This window comes from Aliidongia sp. (genome assembly GCF_035943795.1).
In the GTDB taxonomy this organism is placed as follows: Bacteria; Pseudomonadota; Alphaproteobacteria; order ATCC43930; family CGMCC-115725; genus Aliidongia.
This window is the reverse complement of the sequence record NZ_DASZBY010000026.1, coordinates 1-18889: the sequence shown is the minus strand read 5'-3', so window position 1 is coordinate 18889 and position 18889 is coordinate 1. Positions and strand designations below refer to the sequence as shown.

Annotated in this window: 15 protein-coding genes; all 15 read right to left on the bottom strand. The window is 64.7% G+C overall.

Features of this window, described 5'->3' with window-relative positions:
* Positions 1 to 1672: HAD-IIIC family phosphatase (locus tag VGV37_RS04050; protein WP_326878338.1), on the bottom strand; the 1672-nt coding region annotated here is incomplete at its 3' end.
* 70 nt (positions 1673 to 1742) lie between these two features.
* A complete protein-coding gene (locus VGV37_RS04045) occupies positions 1743 to 2807 on the bottom strand; it encodes a nucleotidyltransferase family protein (protein WP_326878337.1) in 1065 nt (354 codons plus the stop codon).
* Between the two features lie 10 nt (positions 2808 to 2817).
* Entirely contained in the window at positions 2818 to 3396 is a 579-nt protein-coding gene (locus VGV37_RS04040; RefSeq protein ID WP_326878336.1) for a D-sedoheptulose 7-phosphate isomerase, read from the bottom strand.
* 22 nt (positions 3397 to 3418) lie between these two features.
* Positions 3419 to 4621: a glycosyltransferase family 4 protein gene (locus VGV37_RS04035; protein ID WP_326878335.1), complete on the bottom strand. Its 1203-nt coding sequence runs from the start codon at positions 4619 to 4621 to the stop codon at positions 3419 to 3421.
* Positions 4622 to 4668: 47 nt separating this feature from the next.
* Positions 4669 to 5697, bottom strand: coding sequence for a hypothetical protein (locus VGV37_RS04030; protein ID WP_326878334.1), 1029 nt, complete (start codon positions 5695 to 5697; stop codon positions 4669 to 4671).
* Positions 5694 to 6926 carry a TIGR03087 family PEP-CTERM/XrtA system glycosyltransferase gene (locus VGV37_RS04025; RefSeq protein ID WP_326878333.1) on the bottom strand — a complete coding sequence of 411 codons (1233 nt, stop codon included), beginning with the start codon at positions 6924 to 6926 and terminating at the stop codon, positions 5694 to 5696. Before VGV37_RS04025 ends, VGV37_RS04030 begins: the two co-directional genes overlap by 4 nt.
* A 279-nt stretch (positions 6927 to 7205) precedes the next feature.
* Positions 7206 to 8558 (bottom strand): PEP-CTERM-box response regulator transcription factor, encoded by a 1353-nt coding sequence (gene prsR, locus VGV37_RS04020; protein WP_326878332.1) that lies wholly within the window; start codon positions 8556 to 8558, stop codon positions 7206 to 7208.
* Positions 8559 to 8684: 126 nt separating this feature from the next.
* On the bottom strand, positions 8685 to 10757 hold the full coding sequence (prsK, locus tag VGV37_RS04015; RefSeq protein ID WP_326878331.1) for an XrtA/PEP-CTERM system histidine kinase PrsK: 2073 nt from the start codon (positions 10755 to 10757) through the stop codon (positions 8685 to 8687).
* A 64-nt stretch (positions 10758 to 10821) separates the two neighbouring features.
* Entirely contained in the window at positions 10822 to 11916 is a 1095-nt protein-coding gene (locus VGV37_RS04010; protein WP_326878330.1) for a nucleotidyltransferase family protein, read from the bottom strand.
* Positions 11913 to 12842, bottom strand: a complete 930-nt coding sequence (locus VGV37_RS04005) for an HprK-related kinase A (protein WP_326878329.1) — start codon at positions 12840 to 12842, stop codon at positions 11913 to 11915. The genes VGV37_RS04010 and VGV37_RS04005 overlap by 4 nt, the downstream gene beginning before the upstream one ends.
* The gene (locus VGV37_RS04000) at positions 12839 to 13132 is read right to left on the bottom strand and encodes a hypothetical protein (RefSeq protein ID WP_326878328.1); all 294 of its coding nucleotides are present in this window, start codon (positions 13130 to 13132) and stop codon (positions 12839 to 12841) included. The genes VGV37_RS04005 and VGV37_RS04000 overlap by 4 nt, the downstream gene beginning before the upstream one ends.
* 20 nt (positions 13133 to 13152) lie before the next feature.
* The gene (locus VGV37_RS03995) at positions 13153 to 13821 is read right to left on the bottom strand and encodes a hypothetical protein (RefSeq protein WP_326878327.1); all 669 of its coding nucleotides are present in this window, start codon (positions 13819 to 13821) and stop codon (positions 13153 to 13155) included.
* A 144-nt stretch (positions 13822 to 13965) separates the two neighbouring features.
* A complete protein-coding gene (gene prsT, locus VGV37_RS03990; RefSeq protein WP_326878326.1) occupies positions 13966 to 16779 on the bottom strand; it encodes an XrtA/PEP-CTERM system TPR-repeat protein PrsT in 2814 nt (937 codons plus the stop codon).
* Positions 16780 to 16924: 145 nt separating this feature from the next.
* Positions 16925 to 18148 (bottom strand): glycosyltransferase family 4 protein, encoded by a 1224-nt coding sequence (locus VGV37_RS03985; RefSeq protein ID WP_326878324.1) that lies wholly within the window; start codon positions 18146 to 18148, stop codon positions 16925 to 16927.
* 195 nt (positions 18149 to 18343) lie between these two features.
* The coding region (locus VGV37_RS03980; RefSeq protein WP_326878323.1) for a PEP-CTERM sorting domain-containing protein at positions 18344 to 18889 on the bottom strand (546 nt) is incomplete at its 5' end.

Here is an 18889-nt window from a genome sequence, read left to right as displayed (position 1 = left end):
GGCAACTCATCAGCCAGGTGTCGACGTCCCAGTCGGTGCCGACCGTGCGACAGATCACGACACTGATCATGCCATTGTCGCCGAAACTGTCGGCGAGACGGATCTGCAGGGCGTAATGGTCCGGGGATGCTGCGACATCGGACACTTCGGCCTCGGTATAGCGCCGGGTCGTCAGATTGAACTGGTTGGATTTGTTTATCAGTTGCGCGATGCGTGCCCGGCCGATTCGATCGAATGGCTGCACCGTCATCACCATATCAAGCGATGCCAGATAGCTTCCCATGTCAGTCGCCTGCTGCTGCAGGGTCGCCCGGCGCGCATTGTCCTGGTAGAGCGCTGCGCGCTTCCGGTCCTCGCCCGAAAAGGTCATCGCCTCGAAATATCCGGCGGACAGGAGTGTGCGGACATAGAGGGCTGGATCGTCGGGCAATTCCGGCACGGCAACCATTGGAAGCTCTTGCCGGACCAGGTTGCGCTCGACTGGATTGTCGTCCAGGAACACCATCGCATCGAGCCCGAGTGACAATTCCTCGGCAATAGCCCGGATGTTGGTCGCCTTGTCGTTCCAATTGGCTTGGAACACGGCGATATGCTCTTCGCGCAATAGCATCTCCGGGTGCTGTCGAAATGGCAGCCGGGCGATCTCGTCGGAATTTTTCGAGGAAACGGCCAGCACGATCCCGCGAGCGCGCAAGGTCATCGCCGCTCGTTGCACGGCGAGATACGCCTCGCCCGTCGCATCGCCTTGCGCGATCACGATGCCGTCGAGCCCGTCGTCGCCGATCACGCCGCCCCACAGCGTGTTGTCGAGATCGAGGATCAGGCAGCGCCGGCTCTTGCCCCGCAAGGCACCCAGCAGCGCGCCCAAGCGATCGGCATAGAGCGGTCCATAGGCGTTGCAGAACGGCAATTTCGCCATGTTCCACTGCGTCGGCTCGTGCCAGTCCGCGAGACCGACGCTTTCGGCCAGGCTCGCAACGTCGAACAGAACATCTTCCGTGCCACGTAGGGCTTCGATCAAGCCTCGATTCACACCATCGATCAGATGCCGCATCGTACCCGGCAGCATCGCGTCCATGCTGCCGAATTCCGCCTCGACCGGGCGCGCGAGCGTCTGGAGGATGGGTACGGTTTTGCCGGTGCCGCGGAGCCCCGCGCGAATGGCGTTCAGCTGGGTAAGGGCTTCCGCGATCATCCGTTCGGCCGCGGGCCCGTCGCCCGGGCATGACCGCAAAGACAGGCCGCGATAGTCTATGGCAACGAGGACGGCATCCAGCTCGGCCCGGTTGATCCGCGAGCCGGGGGACAGCGCCTCCTGCATCACTTGGTCGAATTCTGCCTCGACACATTCCAGCGCGATGGAGTGCCGCGCCGCCGACGCGATCAGGGACGGCACCAGGAATTGTGTCGTCGCATTGCTCACGATGCCGAGGCGAAGCGGTGTCAGGGGAGAGAGCGAACGTCCTTCCGTCTGGGCACGGCGGATGACTTTGCACAGGCGGCCGAGATTCGTGTCGTCAAGCGCATGGCCGGCGAGAGCTCGTATTTTCGAGCCTAAGTCGCTGCCGCCATCGAGCAGTGCGCGGCATTGCTGTGCAATATCGTGGGGCTGGCGCCGGAGCCATGAAAGTTCTGCCAGAAGAGTGTTACTCACGCTGCCGCTCCGTCCCAATGTGCTTCAACAATCTTGCGGCTTCCCGAAGCGCAACAGGCGCGCTCGAAAACCTCTTCTTTAGCCTAACTCAACGACTATCGATGATCCGGCGCATGAATTCCGCCAGACTACCACCTGAAAATAGCCGTGAAGGAACGCTGGCCTCGTATGCCGCCGTCAGGTTGTCGTCCCGGGCGCCGACGAACACACAACGATCAGCCGAAAGCTCCCATCGGCCCAGCAATTTCTCCAGGCCTTCGCGGCTCGGATGATCGTGCTCGATGTCGTCCATTGCGTCGACGAACCCAGACGCACCGACCATCGTCGCGAAAACATGCCACCCGGCATCGGCTGCGATCCGAAGCGCTGCCAGCACGTCGGGCCTGTCCGCTCCGGTCAGGAAATCATCACCGAGGACCAGCGCCCGGCGATGCAGGCGCTCGGGCAGTTCGGTCTGCGCGCGGTTCAGATCGGTCGGAATGCCGATATCGATGAAATAGCCGTCGGCGACGGTACCGCGCAGGACGCCGTCCGCCGCGAGTGGGGGCAGCACGTCGCGCTCCAGCGAACAGAGCGGTGTGACATGGTCCAGGATGCGGCGGTCGAACAGATAGATGCCGGCATTGATCACGCCCGGCTGTGCCGTCTCGGGCCGCTCGCGGAAGGCCGTGACCTGGTCGCCCTGCGTCTCGACCACGCCATAGCGCGAGGCGTCCTCCACGCGGCGCAACACCATGCGGCCGATCGTCCGGCCGGTATCATGGCGCGCATCTTCCAGCAGGCGGCGCAGGTTGAAGTCGAGCCAGGAATCGCCATTGCACAGTAAGAAGCGCTCGGCGAAATGGTCGCGCGCATGGTACAGCGCGCCACCGGTCCCGGCCGGCTTGTCCTCACGGACGCAGGTAATGCGCAGCGGCTTGGGCAGGCTCGCCAGCATCTGCGGCACCGCGGCCTCGACCAGGTCGCCGCGATGGCCGGTCAGCAGCAGCACGTCTTCGATGCCGAACCGCGTCAACTCGCGCAGGATCCAGGTCAGGAACGGCCGGTCGCCGCACGGCAGCATCGGTTTCGGCAGGGCCGCGGTCAGCTCGCCCAGCCGGGTGCCGAGGCCGCCGACGAGGATGGCGGCCTGGCGAACGGGAGATGCGGTCATCGGCGGATCATCAGGTCCTGGGGAACATCGTGCTCTCGACCAGAGCGCAGATGATGTGGGCCGCCACGATGTGGATCTGCTGGATGATCGCGGTCTTGGGCGAGGGCGCTTCCAGCAGCAGGCTGCATGCCTCCTGCATCGGGCCGCCATGGGAGCCGGTAAAGCCGATGCAGACCATGCCCTTCTCGCGGGCCGCACCGAAGGCGCTCAGCACGTTCGGCGAGCGGCCGGAGGTCGAGATGCCGAGCAGCACGTCGCCCTTCTGGCCAAGGCCCTGAACCTGGCGGGTGAAGATGTGCTCGTAGCCGTAATCGTTGCCGGTGGCCGTGATGACCGAGGTATCGGTGGTGAGCGCGATCGCGGCGAGCGGCGCGCGGTCGTACATCAGGCGCGAGATGAATTCGCCCGCGATATGCTGGGAATCGCCGGCGCTGCCGCCGTTGCCGCAGATCAGCAGCTTCCGGTCCTGGCGCAGCGCGCCGACGATGGCGTCGGCCATGCCGGTCATCACCTGGCGATGATGCGGGTCGGCCTGGAAGGCGCTCAGCGATGCGACGGTTTCGGTCAGGTACGAGTCGATGAAGTCCATGGCGGTTCCCCTGTGACGGCGTTCAGCCGCGCGAGCCCGACGGCTCGGCGTCGGCGGCGGCGGGTCGGCGATTTTGGCGGATGGCGGCTTCTGCGATGGCGACGACACGCTCGGCGTTGCGCCCCCAGGTCAGCGATTTCTCGACGATCGTCTTGGGTGCCTGCTGTCCCAGCCGGGTGCGCAGCGCCGGGTCGGTGCACAGGCGCAGCAGCGTTTCTTCGAGCGCGCCCTCCCGGTCCGGATCGAACAGCAGGGCGTCATGCCCATGGGTCACGATCTCGCGGATGTTCTCGCTGTCCGGTCCGACGATGACACGGCCCAATTGCAGGTATTCGAACAGCTTCAGCGGCGAGGAATAGGGCGTGATGCCGGGCAGCATGGCGATGTCGAACGCGGCGACGTAGCGGGCGACGTCGTCGCGCTCGACGATGCCGGTGATGGTCAGCCGGTCGGCGACGCCGCGCATTTCGGCGTGACGGATCAGGTCCTCGCGTGCCGGGCCGTCGCCGACGATCAGCACGTGCAAATCATGCTTCGTATGATGCTCGGCCACGAAATCGATCAGCCGGTGCACCGCGTTCCAGCCGCGTACGAAGCCGGTGAAGCCCAGGACCAGGCGCGGCGGCAGGCCGAGCGCCGCCTTGGCGCTCTCGGTGTCGGGAACGGCGCCGAAGCGATCGGGATTGATGCCGTTTGGGATGACGGTAATGCGCGAGGGCGGGACGCCATATTCGGCCACGGTGCGGGCCAGCACGTCGGTGACCGGCAGGACGTGATCGACGCGCCGCCACAACAGGCGCTGGGCCCAGCGGCCGAAGCGGTGCAGACGCAGCCCGTCGTTCTTCATGCGCTCTTCGTACAGCGGGGAATTCACTTCGAGCAGGATCGGCACTTCCGAAAACTGACGCATCCAGATGCCGGCGAACAGGAACAGGCTGAACCGCTCGTAGACCACGTCCGGACGATAAGTGCGCACGGCGGCGCGCAGCCGCAGGAAGGCGCGCGCGCTATAGGCGATCTCCAGCAGCTCGTAGAGCACGGCCGGGATCCAGCGCTTGACGCCGTCGACGATCGGGTTGGACGAGCCGAAGCCGGCGGCCATCAGGCCTTTCGGTCCGACGAGCAGGGTTTCGTGCCCGTCGCGCTCGAGAGCGGCGATCAGTTCCTCGATATGGACGGCCTGACCGTCACGGGAAGCGATGCGGTGGTGGAAGAGAATCCGCATCGGCTAGCTGTCGTTCCAGGGGTGACCGGCGCTCGGGCTTGCCATGGCTAGAGGATCTTCCAGCCTTCGGTGCCCTGGCGGGTCAGGTGGCAAATCATGACACGGCCCTCCTCATGCGACAAGGCGCGGATCACGTCGACCCGGCGCTCCGGTGCCACCAGGAACGTGACGAAACCGCCGCCGCCGGCGCCCGACACCTTGCCGGCGCGCGCGCCCGCATTGAGGGCCGATTCCACGACATGGTCGATGTGGCTGTTGCTGACGTTGTCGGCCAGCCGCTTCTTCGCGTCCCAGCTCTTGCGCATGCAGACGGCGAACCGATCGAAATCGCCCTTGAGCAGGCATTCCTTCATATGGAAGGCGTCTTCCTTGATGGCGTGCATCGCCTCCAGGGTCGTGCCGCTCTTCCGTACGAGATTGTTGGTCTGCTCCTTGATGATGCTGGCCGACGATCGCGAGACGCCGCTGTCGAACAGCACGAGCGATGTCTCCATTTCGGAGATGATCCAGTTCTTGATGCGCAGCGGATTCACGATGACCCGGTCGTCCGGGTGGAACTCCATGAAGTTCACCCCGCCGAACGTGGCGGCATACTGGTCCTGCCGGCCGCCGCCCAACTGGGCGTCGATACGCTCGATCTCGAACGCCAGATGGGCGATCTCATATTCGCCGAGCGGCAGGTTCAGCCATTCGGTAAAGGCCTTGACCAGCGACACGACCATGGTCGACGAGGTGCCGAGGCCGGAGCCGGGCGGCGCGTCGCAGAAGGTCGTGATCTTGCACGGCAACGGGCGCCCGTCGTTGAACTGCCGGACGATGCGCCGATAGACCGCGTGATGCAGGATCAGCGGATCGACGATCTCCATCGCCTCTTCGCACGTGCCGTCGAACCGGGCGTCGATGTCGCTCGCGGTGAACGAAACCCGCCCGTCGTCGGTCGGCTCGATGATCGTATAGGCGTACATGTCGATCGTGACGTTGAGCACCGCCCCGCCGTAGGTGTCGCAATAGGGCGAGACGTCGGTGCCGCCGCCGGCGAGGCCCAGCCGGAGGGGGGCTCGAGACCGAATGATCATGACAGTGCCACCTTTTGCGCAACGGCGGGCGCCGGGATGCCCAGGAGAGGATCGAAGCCGCGTAGCCGCTCGGCCCAGATATAGTCGCTCAGGATGCGGCGCCGGGCGGCTTGGCCGACCGGTTCGCCCTCCGCGGTCGCAGCCCGCAGGCAGGCGGATGCGAAATCCTCGGCGGATTCGGCCAGGAACACTTCGGTGCCGGGCTTGGCGTCAATGCCTTCGAGCGCGTCCTTGGTGACGACGACCGGGCGTCCCATGGCCATGGCTTCCAGCACTTTGTTCTGGATGCCGCGCGCGATGCGCATCGGCGCCACGCCTGCGTTGGCATGGGCGACATAGGGGCGGACGTCGGGCACCCGGCCGGTGACGAACACGCCGTCGAGGGTGGCCAGCGCCTGAACCTCGGGCGACGGGCTGGAGCCGACGACGTGGAACTGGGCGCCGGGCGAGCGGGACCGGATGATCGGCAGGATCTCGCGGGCATACCACACGACCGCGTCGACGTTGGGCGGGTAATCCATGGTGCCGGTGAAGACGAAATTCAGCCGGTCGGTCGCATAGGGCGCATCGAAGCGATGGGTCGGATCGAAATAGACATGGTCGACGCCGCTGCTGATCGCGCGGATCTTGTCCGGGTTGCCCAGCTGCAGGCGCGCGAACAGCGCGGCCTCTTCGGCGGACACGAAAGTGCTCCAGTCGCATTCCTTGAGGATGCGCGCTTCGAGTGCCGCCGTCCGGCGCCATTCGCGGGCATAGACCCAGCCCATCGGGAAGCTTTCCTTCTCCGAGTAGGCGCGCCATTTCTCGGAATCGACGTCGGCCAGATCGACCAGGCAGACCCCGCGGGGCTCGCGCAGATCGATGACGTAGGGCGCCATGTTCGACGAGCAGATGAAGATCACTTCGGGCTTCACGTCGCGCATGACCTGGCGGACCCAGCGGGCGAGGCCGCGGTCGCGGTAGAACACGACGCTGAGCGGCTGCCCGGTCAGGAGGCCGGTCAGCGCGTTGATCTTGGCCCGGCGGCGATCGAGCGTGGCGAAGTAGGAATCCTTGCACAGCGCGCGAACCGTCGGCACGTGCTCCAGGTCGCGTGGATCGTCGACCAGGCAGCCCAGATGGACGTCATGGGTTTCGCGCAGATGCTTCAGGATCTGCAGCGGACGGATCTTCTCCCCCTTGATCGGCGGATAGGGGATGCGCTGCGTGAGAAACAGGAGATTGGCCAAGATCTATTCCGGAGAAGACTGTCGAACGCCGGCCGGAGGCCGCCGATCGAGGTTATATGAAACGTTTCGCCATCGAAGACGGCGTCAACGGCTCGGCGCCGGCGGTCGTGGATGTCGATCGAAAGTGCTCGCAGGCATAACTTATCCAGATCTTCCGCAATGCCGAGCATCATTCTCCAGCAGATGCAATGCTGATGAGAAACAGTGTCGCATCTTCCTTAAGAACGTCTTAAGTAAGCATTCTAAGCGGCAGATCTTACTCTAATTCGAGGGCTGGACTCAGGTGCGGATGGAGAGCGAACTCATCAGCTCGTACATGGTCGGCCGGCTGATCCCGAGCAGTTTCGCCGCGGCCGAGACATTGTTGGCGGAAAGCGACAGCGCGCTCGTCACGGCTTCCCGGTCGGCACGCTCGCGCAGTTCGCGCAGGGCCGGAAAATGGCCGGCGCTGATGCCGAGATCGGTCGCCGTGATCAGGTCGCCGGTCGCCAGCACCAGGGCGCGCTTCACCCGGTTTTCCAGTTCGCGCACGTTGCCGGGCCATTGATAGGCCGACATGGCCGCCAAAGCATCGGGAGCGAAGCCCTTGACTGCGCGTCCGAGCGTACTGTTGAAGCGCTCGAAGAAATAACGGGCGAGCAGCACCGGGTCGCCCATGCGATCGCGCAGCGGCGGAATGTGCAGTTCGATCTCGCTCAACCGATAGAACAGATCCTCGCGAAACGTGCCGGCGGCGATCATCTCGGTCAGATTGCGGTTGGTCGCCGCGATGACGCGGACGTCGACCGTGATCGAATTGCGGCCTCCGACCCGCTCGACGATGCGCTCCTGCAGGAAGCGCAGAAGCTTGCCTTGGAGCGCCAGCGGCATGTCGCCGATTTCGTCCAGGAACAGCGTGCCCTCATGCGCCTGCTCGAACTTGCCGACCGTGGTCTTGACGGCGCCGGTGAAGGCACCCTTCTCATGGCCGAACAGCTCGCTTTCCAGCAGGTTCTCGGGCACGGCGGCGCAATTGATCGCGATGAATTTCCGCGTCGCGCGTTCGCTGCCGTCGTGCAGCGCGCGCGCCATGACCTCCTTACCGGTACCGCTCTCGCCGGTCAGCAGGACCCGCACGTCGGCGGGCGCCACGCGTTCGACGACGCGACAGACCTCGAGCATCGCCTGGCTGCCGGCGATGACGCCGGGCAGGGCGCCGCGCGCCTGGATTTCGGCCAGCCGCTTGTTTTCCGCTTCGAGCGCGTGCACATGCACCGCGCGCTGGGCGATCAGTTGCAGGACGTCGATGTCGACCGGCTTCGGATAGAAATCATAGGCGCCGATCCGGATCGCCTCCAGCGCGTGCCGGCGCTCGCCATTGCCGCTCGACACGATCACCTTGGTCATGGGACGGAACGACAGGATCTCTTCGAGGATCGCCAGGCCCTCGGAGGCGCCGTTGGGGTCGGGCGGCAGGCCCAGATCCAGGATCACCACCGGCGGCTCCAAGCGGCGGACGATCGCCATGGCGTTCGACCGATCGCTCGCGAGTTCGACGTCGTAATTGTCCGACAGAGCCCATTTCAGCTGCTTCTGAATGCCCGAATCGTCTTCGACGATGAGGAGGAACGGAAGTTTGTCTGCGCGGGTCATTGGGCTGGGACCGTAAGGTTTTGGTTCTGGCGGCGTCCACCGAGGATTGCCGCGCTCATTCTCGCGGCCATCATGCGGGCGCGGGCCCGCGACGAGACCGAACATTGCATAGCTTCGGCGAGGTCGTTACGCAAATCGGTCGTTCCCCATCGATGCCGCCGCCGATTGCGCGCGGAGGTAGATCTTGAAGCAGGTGCCCACGCCGGGCGTGCTGGCGACCTCGAGCCGGCCGCCCATGGCGCGCACCAGCTCCCGGCACTGAAAGGCACCGAGGCCAAAGCCGTCGGACTTGCCGGAAACGAGCGGCCGGAACAGTTGCTCGCGGATGTAGTCCTCGGACATGCCCGACCCGTCGTCCGTCACGGACACGATCGTGCGATCCTCCTCGACGGAGACTGCGAGCGTGATGTGCCCTTGCGTGCCGGCCGCCTCGACGGCGTTTTGCAACAGGTGGTCGAGGACGGCGCTCAGGTCCGATGCCGATAGGGTGACATGGAGGGACGCGGCCTCGGCGATGTCGGCGGCAAAGCCGGCATGCTGCCGCTGCCAGCGGCGCGCTACGGGTTCGAGCACATCCATCAACGGCTCGGGCGGGGGCAGGGCCACGGCGGGCATTGGCTCGTCCGGCTGAGTGTCCGCCTTGATCTGCTGCAACAGGGCGGTGAGGTTGTTGACCGAGTTGGCGACGGTTTCCAGCATGTCCTTCTGGAAATCGGGATTGCCGGCGAACCGTTCGGCATTGCGCAGCATCAGCGCCATCTGGCTCACGACATTCTTGATGTCGTGGATGATGAAGGCGAAGCGCCGGTTGAACGCTTCTAGCCGGCGGGCGTCGGACAGGTCGTTCAGGACCTTCTCTTCGGTCATATAGCCGGCTGCGTGGTGCCCGACCGTCTTCAGAATGTCATAGTCTTCCCAGATCAGCGGCCGCCGGGCCCGTGGCTCGCCCAGGACGACGAAGCCGCTCATGCGGTCGCGATTGCGCAGCGGGACGACGAGCCAGCAGCGGGGATGGTCGCGCAGCCACTCCGGGATCTCGAGGTTGGGATAGCGGGCTGGCTCCGCGCGATATTCGAACAGGTCGATGATCGCGCCGGTTTGTTCCAGGTACGAAATCAGCGAGGCGGTCAACGGCACGGCCGGCAGGCGCAGCGCGCCCATGTTCCAGGCATCGGACAGCAGGTAGGCCTTGTCCTCGTCGCTGCGCTGCCACAGGGCGCCGCCGGTCGCCTCGACGATGTCGCCGATGCCCTTGATGATGCGCAGGTGGAGATTGGCCGCTGTGACGTCATGGGCTACGGTCCGGATGAAGCGCAGCCACTCCTCGCGATAGTCATAGCGGAGCGAGAAGAAATTCTTGGCGATGAACACCTTCAGCTTGGCGCGGGCCGAGCCGGAGGCGAGCAGCATCGGCAGGAAGATCAACGCCGCGAAGCCGAAGGCGACTTGCGGCAACTCGCCCCAGGCGACGCCGAACAGGCGGATGGCATAGCCGGCCAGCGCCATCGCCAGAAAATAGAGCCCGACCAGGACGAGCGTCGCGGAATGGAAGGCACCCTGGCGCGACAGCCGGATCTGGCGCCGAAAGCCTCGGAGGCGGGCCGTCGAGATCATCAGCAGCGGGGCACAGAGCGCGTAGACCAGGAAACGCACGTGGGCCAGCGTCGGATTGAGCTGCAGCAGCAACAGGCCTTCGGCGTAGAAATACAGGTTCAGCGCCAGGATGGCGCCGAGCCCGATCGCGGCGTGCTTGATGCCCCAGCTCTCTTCCCGGGATGCCGTCCGGATGATCTGTTCGAGTTCCATCAACCCGACGATGAGAATGCCGATCAGGGCGATGATGGAGACGAGGGCGGGGTCGGGAGCCCCGTTGAACCAGCCGATGCCGATGGTGATGATCAGCGGCGGAACCAGCTTCAGCGCCAGCGCCCTGTACCCGGTGTTTTGGGCGAGATGGCATCGGAACAGGCCGAGCAGCGCCACCCAGGCGGCCAGATGCAGCGCCTCGGACGTCCAAATGACGATGGGTGAGACGCCCAGCCACGGCAGGGCGATGCGGGCCACCGTCGCGAGCGGCGGGATCGACGCGCCGGCGCGCTCGATCTTCGACCGGTTCTTCGCGACGGCCATCTGGAGCGCCAGCCCGAAAAACAGGATGCCGCTCAGGATGCTGCTGAATATTTCGAAATATTGGAGCAACGAGCTTCCTCCGATCACACCCGGTTCGAACGGTCGGTCAGGGCGGGTCCTGAAAGAACGGTCTCTACACCGGCTCCGGTCGCTCGGATCGGCGGCTTTTGGGGATCAGACTCACCAGCTTGTGCGTGAGATGCACCGCCAGGACCGATGGCGGCATGTCGAGGAAATAGCCGCGGGCGAACAGGATGCCGCGGGCCGCCGCGGCAACGAGCGACGTGGCGACGTTGGCGGGCGGCAGAACCTGCGAGACGAGGCGATCCAGCAGCCGATGCTCGCCCCGGCCGGCGGCGGCGAGGGCGCTGGCCAGGATGGCGGACGGCACCGGCGTGCCGAGCGTGCGCTTGGCCTGCAGCAAGGCCATGGCGACCGGCGACACGAGGCCGAAACTCCGGCTCCTCTGCACCAGGTTTTGCCACCATTCCTCGCTGGTGCCGAATTCGCGCAGCAGCAGATCGATGTCGGACAGGTCCCGCAGGCTGTTGCGGAAATCGCTCGCGCAGAACAGATGGGTGGCGCTGTGGATGATCATGTCGGTCGGGCCAGGGACGGACAGGCCGAACTCGGTCGGCCGCGCATCGTCGAACAGCGGTGTGGTATCGACCCGGCCGGGCGCGATCGGCGGCCGCAACGCATGATGCAGATCGATCACCGACTCGCGGATCGGATGATGCATCGGTGGCAGCTGATGGCTCCAGCGGCGATAATATTGAATGTCGTAGGTGGATGTCTTGCTGCATTCCCAGCCATGGGCCATCAACAGGCGTTCCGCATCGTCCAGCTGGGCTCGGGGCACGATGATGTCGACGTCGCCGAACATCCGGCCGAGCCGGGCCGAGACGCCGCTCGCGACATAGGACGCTCCCTTGAGCACGACCACCGGACCCGGCAGGTCGGCAAGGCAGCGCCCGAGATGGATCAGTTCCCAGCGCACGTCGCGGCGATGCTTCTCCGCGGCGGATCGGGCGGCTTCCAGATGGTGCGCCGGTCCGGCCGGAATGGTTTCGAGAATGCCGTCCCGGCGGGCCAGTTCGGCCAGGCGCGCCAGAAGGCCCGCTTGTCGGGAGACGGCAACCACGCCGGTCCATTGCGCTGCCGTCAGTTCGGCCATCACGGACGGCTTGCCCAGGATCCGCAGCAGAAGCTGGTAGCCGGATCTCATGTTGCGATCAGAGGCGTGGGCCAGAGCAACGGTCCTTCAATTAAGGCGATGGCGGCGTCGAGGTCGCTGTACCGGATCTCGGCCGCGGGGGCGCGTTCCATCAGATCCGCCAGCAGCGCGAAGTCGCGTTTGCCGTGAATGCCATAATTGAAGGTACTGTCGAACGTCTTAACAAACGCTTGGCCTGGCGTGATCGCGAGGCCGTCGGCCGTGGTGTCCGGGTCATAGAGCGGGAACAGGAACCGGGTGACGCGGGCCAGCCGTTCCTCGTCGGCGACGCTCGCGGCCGGCGGGCGCAGGAGCGCCACCTCGCCCTTGCGCGTCTCGCTGACCCGCGAACCGATATGGATTTCGGACGCGAACGCCTGGATCGTCGGGATCGATTTGTTCTTCAGGCTGATCGGCCGCGGCATCGGGTGGACGAGGCCGCTCTCGATGTCGATCAGCGCCAATTCATCCGACAGCAGCCGCCAGCCGCGATAGCAAAGCGCGGTGGTCAGCGTGCTCTTGCCCGAACCGGAGGATCCCGGCATGACCAGCGCCTGATCGTCACGCGCGACGATGCCGGCATGGATCATGACGAAGCGGTGGGATTGCGCGGTGACGCACCAGTTCAGGCCCCATTCGAACAGCGGCATGGCCTGTTCGATCGGCAGGGCGGCGACGGGCTCGTACCCGTTGAATTCGAAGGCCGCGACTCGGCCGAACGGCGCGATCCAGGACCAGCGCTGCTTCAGTTGCAGGTCGAAATCGATGAAATCCTCGGCGTCGCCCAGCCGGTGATGGCGATAGAGATCGACGAATTGTTCGCAGAAATGGCGGATCTTCGATCCGACGCGGACCTGAAACGGGCCCATGCGGACGGTGATGCCGGAGCCCGACAGGCGCCGGATCGCTTTGTCCGACGACAAATCCCCGATGATCATTCTGCGGCGTCGCCGATCAGGACGAAGCCCCGAAGAGTATCGACGGCTTCCCGGATTCGTTCACGCAGGTTGTCGTCGAGGGGAAGATCGGCTTCTGCCGCCAATTCGATGCCGATCCTCTCGATATCGATGGGCTGCCGTTCCGCGATCACTTCCAGAACGGCACCGGCCCAGCCGTGGATCAGCCGCGTCTCGCCGGAGAGTTCGTCGAAAAAAACGAACTCTCCGTCCCAATGGCGCCAAGAGAATCGATCTGGGCTTTCCAGGCGAAGCAACGGCTTTCCGCCCATGGCGGCGCTTTCAGTCGACCTCAAAAGGCCAGATTGAAGCCTACCCGTGCCGTGCTGTCGTCATACAGGCTCTGGATATAGGCGATACACTCGGCCCGGGTCCACGTATGGCCGCCAACCTTATAGGTGCCATTATACATGGCATTGATGTCCGAAGTACTCAGCGGATACTTCGAAATGCCACAATAGGTCGCCATGTTGTTGTTGATCGCAGACAGGTACGCTGCGGCAAAGTCGCAATCGTTTGAGCCCGTGTATTGATGCAGCAACTGGCCGAACTGGCAATTCGGTGCGCTTGCACTACCGCCGACACAGCTGCGCCACTTCAACGTATCGGCCGGCAGATTGTTGCAAGCGGTCTTCGTCTTGTTCCAAGACGATGAGCCCTTGAAGAAGCCCCGCCAATAGGTGGGCGAGCAACCACTGCCGCAGCTTCCCTTCCGGGATGCGTCCTGAGAAAGGGTGATGCCCTTCTCGGTCGCGAGCTGGACGGAAATGAAGGCGGAGGGAACGACCGGGGTGCACGCCCACGCAGGGCGATTGCTCATCGCTACGAGCACGGGTGCGGCTGTTGCGGCGAGCTTGAACAGCTTGCGCCGCGATGGCGTGCGATCGTTCGATCCCTCGGGCTCTGCCTGAGGCGAACCGACTGGGGCGCTCTGGGGCGCGGTATCTCGATCAAGGTCCACGTCAAACTCCTGTCAGGAGAAATATTTTTACCGGAATCTTAGACCCGGCGCAGAAATATCTGTTCAGATTTATAGTGCGAGTAAACCATGTGGAGGTGGCAAACGCCACCATTTCTTTTGCTTGCGCGACCTGCGAATCCCGCATCAGTTCTTGATCGTTGCCAGCAAAGCCTTGGCTTCGTCGAGGTCGGAGCCGGGCTTGGCGCTGGCAATGAGGGTCTTCAGCGTGTCCTGAGCCTCCTTGGGCTTGCCAGCCGCGATGAGCGCCTTGGCCAGATGGATGCGGATGGGCGCGGGCGCCGTACCATTCCCCGTCGCGGTCTTCAGGATCTCGACGGCATGGGGCGCATCCCCGCGCGCCAGGGCGATCTGGCCCTCGGTATCGAGAACGTCCGGCTGGGTCCCGGCAATCTTGTGAGCGCCGTCGATCTGGGTCTGCGCGCCGGCCAGATCCCCCTGGGTCATGAGAACCCAGGCGAGGTTGTTGAGGGCGACCCAGTCGCCGGGATTGAGCCGGATTTCTTCGGCAAGGGTCTTGTGCGCATCGTCGTAATGCTTGCCCTGGATCTGGCGGGTCGCCAGCGACATGCGGGCCGCCTGGTCGTCCGGATGGTCGACGGTCCAGGCCGCCAGGGTCTGGGTGCCCTTGTCATGGTCGCCGGCATCCCATTGCGCCGACGCCAGCAGAAGTTCCAGATCGCGCGACATGGTTTTCTTGGATGCCTTGTACTTCTGAAGAATATCGACCGCCGCCTTGGGGCCGCTCTTCAGATTAGCAGCGCGGGCTTGCAGTTCGATGACGGCCGGATCGTCCGGTTGCTCCGTGGCGAGGGCCGCGATCATGGTTTCCGCGCGCGGGACGGTTTCCTTCTGGTCGAGCAGGACGCGCGCCAGCAACACCCGTCCCGGCCGATAGTCGGGAGCCTTCTGAACCAGCTGCTCGACGGCGTCGCGCAACCGCGATTCGTCGTGGAGTTCGATGTAGGCCCGGGTGAGCAGGTAGTAATTGTCGCCGTCCGGCTGCTTGGAGACCAGGTCGCGCAGGGTCGAGGCGGCTTGAGAAAACTGCCGGGCCGCCAGATAGGACTGTCCCAGGGCTTTCAGAATGGCGGGATCGCCGGGGGTGAGCTGCTGACCGGTCAGCGCGATCGAGATCGCCTTCTGCGGCTGATTGGTTTCGATCAGGGTCTTTACCAGGATCGCGCGCGCCGCGGTGGATTTTGGCTCGATCTCGAGATCGCGCTCCAGCCACGTTTCCATTCCTGCCGGGTTTTTCGCGGCGCTCTCGACTTGTGAGCCCATGGCGCAGATCGCGGCGTTCTTGGGCGCGTGCTTGTAGCCGTCCTCGACCACGGCCCGAGCCAGGTCGATGCGGCCTTGCTGCAGATAGAGCCCTGCGAGGTCGTTGACCGCGTCCGATGCCGCCGGGTCGACTTTCAGGGCCTGCTGGAAATCGTTGATGGCCTCGTCCTGCTTGCCCGCCAGCGCATGCGCCATGCCGCCCATCACCCAGCCCTGGGGCTTGGTCGGATGGGCGGTCCGCTCCTTGGCGGCAAGTTCCTGGGCCTGATCGTATTCCTTGTTCCTGAGCAGAGTCTGGAACAGGGCACCGATGGTCTTTTCATCATCGGGCGCCACCTGGATCGCGTGCTCCAGATTGGCGGTGCCGCCCGCCACATCGCCCAGGTCGAGCTTGACCGAGGCGAGTTGGGTCAGGACCGCCGCGTTCTGCGGATCGGCGGCGAGTGCCTTCTGGAACAGGTCCAGGCTCTTGGGCAGGTCGTTGTTGGCCCGTGCCGCCGTGGCGGTCAGTTCGAGATAGCGGGGATTGCCGGACAGGTCATGTTCGAGCGGCTGGAGAACCTTGTAGCCTTCCTCGCGCCGGCCGAGCTGCATGAGGGCCGCACCGCGCACGAAATTTGCCTGATTGCCCATGGCGCCGCCGGGGGGGATGCCGTTCAGCAGATGTTCGGCCTGGGAATACTGGCCGAGCATATATTTGGCGAGGCCGTCGATATATTGGGCCGCCTGCATGTTCGGTACTTTTGCCAGCACCGTCGTCTCGAGCTCGTCGGTTTCCTTGAACTGGCTGGCCCGATAGCGGATGACCGCACGCAGATGGGTCGCCAGCGGATGCTCCGGCATCCGCTTGAGCACGGCGGTCAACAGCTTGTCCGCTTCCTCGTCCTTCTGGCTCGACACGAGTGCCTGAGCCAGCATCAGACGGTAGAACGGATTGTCCGGCCGTTCGTTGGAGGCCTTCCGCAAGTCGGCTTCGACCGCGGCCTGGTCGCCGCGCGCGCTGTCGAGCATGGCCTGGATCCGATCGACTTCGGGATCATGGGGCGCGATAGCGCGGGCCTTGGATATCCAGTCGGCGGTCTTGTCCAACGCATTGGCGCGCGCGTCGACCTGGGCCATACCCAGCAGGGCCTCGACTTCCTTGTCGTTGAGGGCAAGCGCGTCGCTGAAGGATTTCCGCGCGTCGGGCAGATTGTTCCCGGACAGGGCGATCTCGCCGAGGAAGGCATTGGCCTTTGCCTGGATCGCTGGATCCTTGTCGGTATTCTGGTTCACCAGATCGCGGACTTTGACGAAATTCTGTTCCAGTAGCAGCGCCTGGCCGAGCAGCGGGAACCAGTCGCGGGCCGGGGCGCCGGCGGTGCTGGCCGCCCTCAATTCGTCCTCGGCGCCTGAAATGTCCCCTGAATCGAGAAACAGCTGCGCCCGAAGCACCCGGGCCTGATTGTTCTTTGCATCGGCCTGGAGGGCGTTCTTGGTCTCGATCAGCGCGGCTTTCGAATCGCCTTTCGCGCGGTATTCGACCGCCTTGTTGTAATAGTCGGAACTGCTTTGTTTCTTGTCGGAGCCATCGCAACCAGCCAGAACGGCGAGCAGGGCAACGCCGGATACGGCGGTAAAAAGGCGCGCTCGCGACGTTGGAAACACGGTCCGCATATGCAACTCCTGGCCCTCGAAGGAGGGAATGTCATTGACGCGACTATCGCCCCGACAATCCTAATTATTCTCTAACTACCGCGGCGCCGGCTTCAGCCGATGTGGCCGACTTCATACCAAGCCTGATTTGGCCGTTCAATGCACCCTAGGAGCGGGGCGCGCTCTGTCGCAGCTTTTCGAAGATTGCGATCTGGCCGGCGGTGGTGTCGTCCCAGCTGAAGCGCTCGGCATAGCGCCTGGTCGCCTGCCGGTCCGGCAAGTCGCGCAACAGGTCGGATACCGCCCTCGCGACCCCGGCCGCGGTCAGTTCCGGCATCAGGCGGCCGGCCTCAGGAGCTGCCACGACCTCGGGCGTCCCCCAGATGTCGGACGCCACGACCGGCGTACCGCAGGCCATGGCCTCCAGCAGGACGTTCGCCCAGCCCTCGCGTGAGGACGCGAGGACGAGCGTGTCGGCGGCACTGTAGAGCTGTGCCAGTTCGCCATGCGGCACGTGCCCGAGGAACCGCACCCGATCGGCGACGCCCAGGCGAGTGGCCAGATTGTCGAGCGCCGCCTTCTCCGGACCGGTGCCTGCGATGACGACCCGCGCCTGGGGCAACCGGGGCAGGGCGCCGATCACGTGGTGGTGGCCTTTGCGTTCGATCAGGTGACCGACCGAAGCCAGCAGCAGCCCGTCCGGCGACTCGCCGAGGCGCACGCGCGCCTCGGCCGGATCGATCGGATGGAAGGTCTTCAGATCCACACCGTTGCGCAGGACCGTGACCTTCTCGTCCGGCACGTCGAGTTCGCAGAGCGCGGTCTTGAGCGCAGCGCAGACGGTGATCATGTGGGACGCCTGGCGGGCAGCCCATTGGATCATGCGGCGAGGAGCCTGGTATTGCGGAATGAGATTGATGTCGGTGCCGCGGGCCGTGATCACCAGGGGGCGGCGGAACTCGCGGGCGAGCAGGGCGGCGGCCACACCGTCTGGATAGAAATAATGGGCGTCGATGACGTCGAAGTCATAGCCGTTGCGGCGCAATCGCTCCACCGCGCGACGGGCGCCCCAATACATCAGCAGCGGAGCCGGCACCATGCCGATCTTGGGCGGCAGGGCGTAGCGCGGATGGTCGATCGAGACGCCGTGCCGCTCCTCCGCCCGGGAGATCCGGGCATTGACCGCATAGGAACCAAAGTGCCGCGACGAAGACGGAAACCAGGGAACCGGCGCTACGACCCGGCTTGTCGCGGCGCCGCTCGCCAGCAGATGGCGCAGCCGGTTTTCCACGAACACCCCGTGATGCGGCTGCTCGGCATTCGGATAGAGGGTCGAGAATGTCAGCAGGCGGATAGGGCGTCCGACCGTCGAGGATGTGTCGTCGATCATGCTGGCGGCACCTATCAAATTTCTTGCGGGCGAATGGCGGATCATGGACGGCGATCACGCTCGATCGGGGAGCGCAGTACGATCGCAGACTGTCCGGAAGACGGTAAAAGAGAAGTGTAAAAAAAAGCGACACCCGTTTCCGGGTGTCGCTTCTTTTCGCGGCTAAGGGGTGCGATGCACCCCGAAGCTTAGGCTTTAGGCGGCGAGGTTGCCGCGCTTGTTCTGGCGGCGGAAGCCCAGGAAGCCGAGGCCGGCGAGGCCCGCACCGAACAGGGCGAGCGTGCCCGGCTCCGGAACGGCCGACGCATTGGCCGAGACTTCTTCGACGACGTTGAAGATGTAGGTCTGGCCGGCGGTCACGGCGAACGTGTAGGGCGAGCCGGCGAAGGACTGCGGCGAGGTGCTGCCGTCGGTGCCGACTGCGCTGAGGACCGTGGCGCTCACACCGTTGGTGCCGATCGCGGAATAGCTCGTGTTGCCGACCGAGAAGGACAGGGCAACGTGAGCGTTCGCAACCTGCGCGCTGTTGGTCGAGTTCGAGGTGGCGGCATAGACCTCATAGAAGCCAGCAACCGTCAGGCTCAGAATGGCGTTCTGGCCGGCCGTGAAGGTGAACTGGGTCTGGGTGTCGGTCTTCGCCTGGTTGGCGTTGCCCTGGGTGCCGTTCAGCAGGTTCAGCTGGGTCGTGGCGATGGCGTTGGTGACGCCGCCCGTCAGCAGCGAGCCGGTGATCGACGAGGT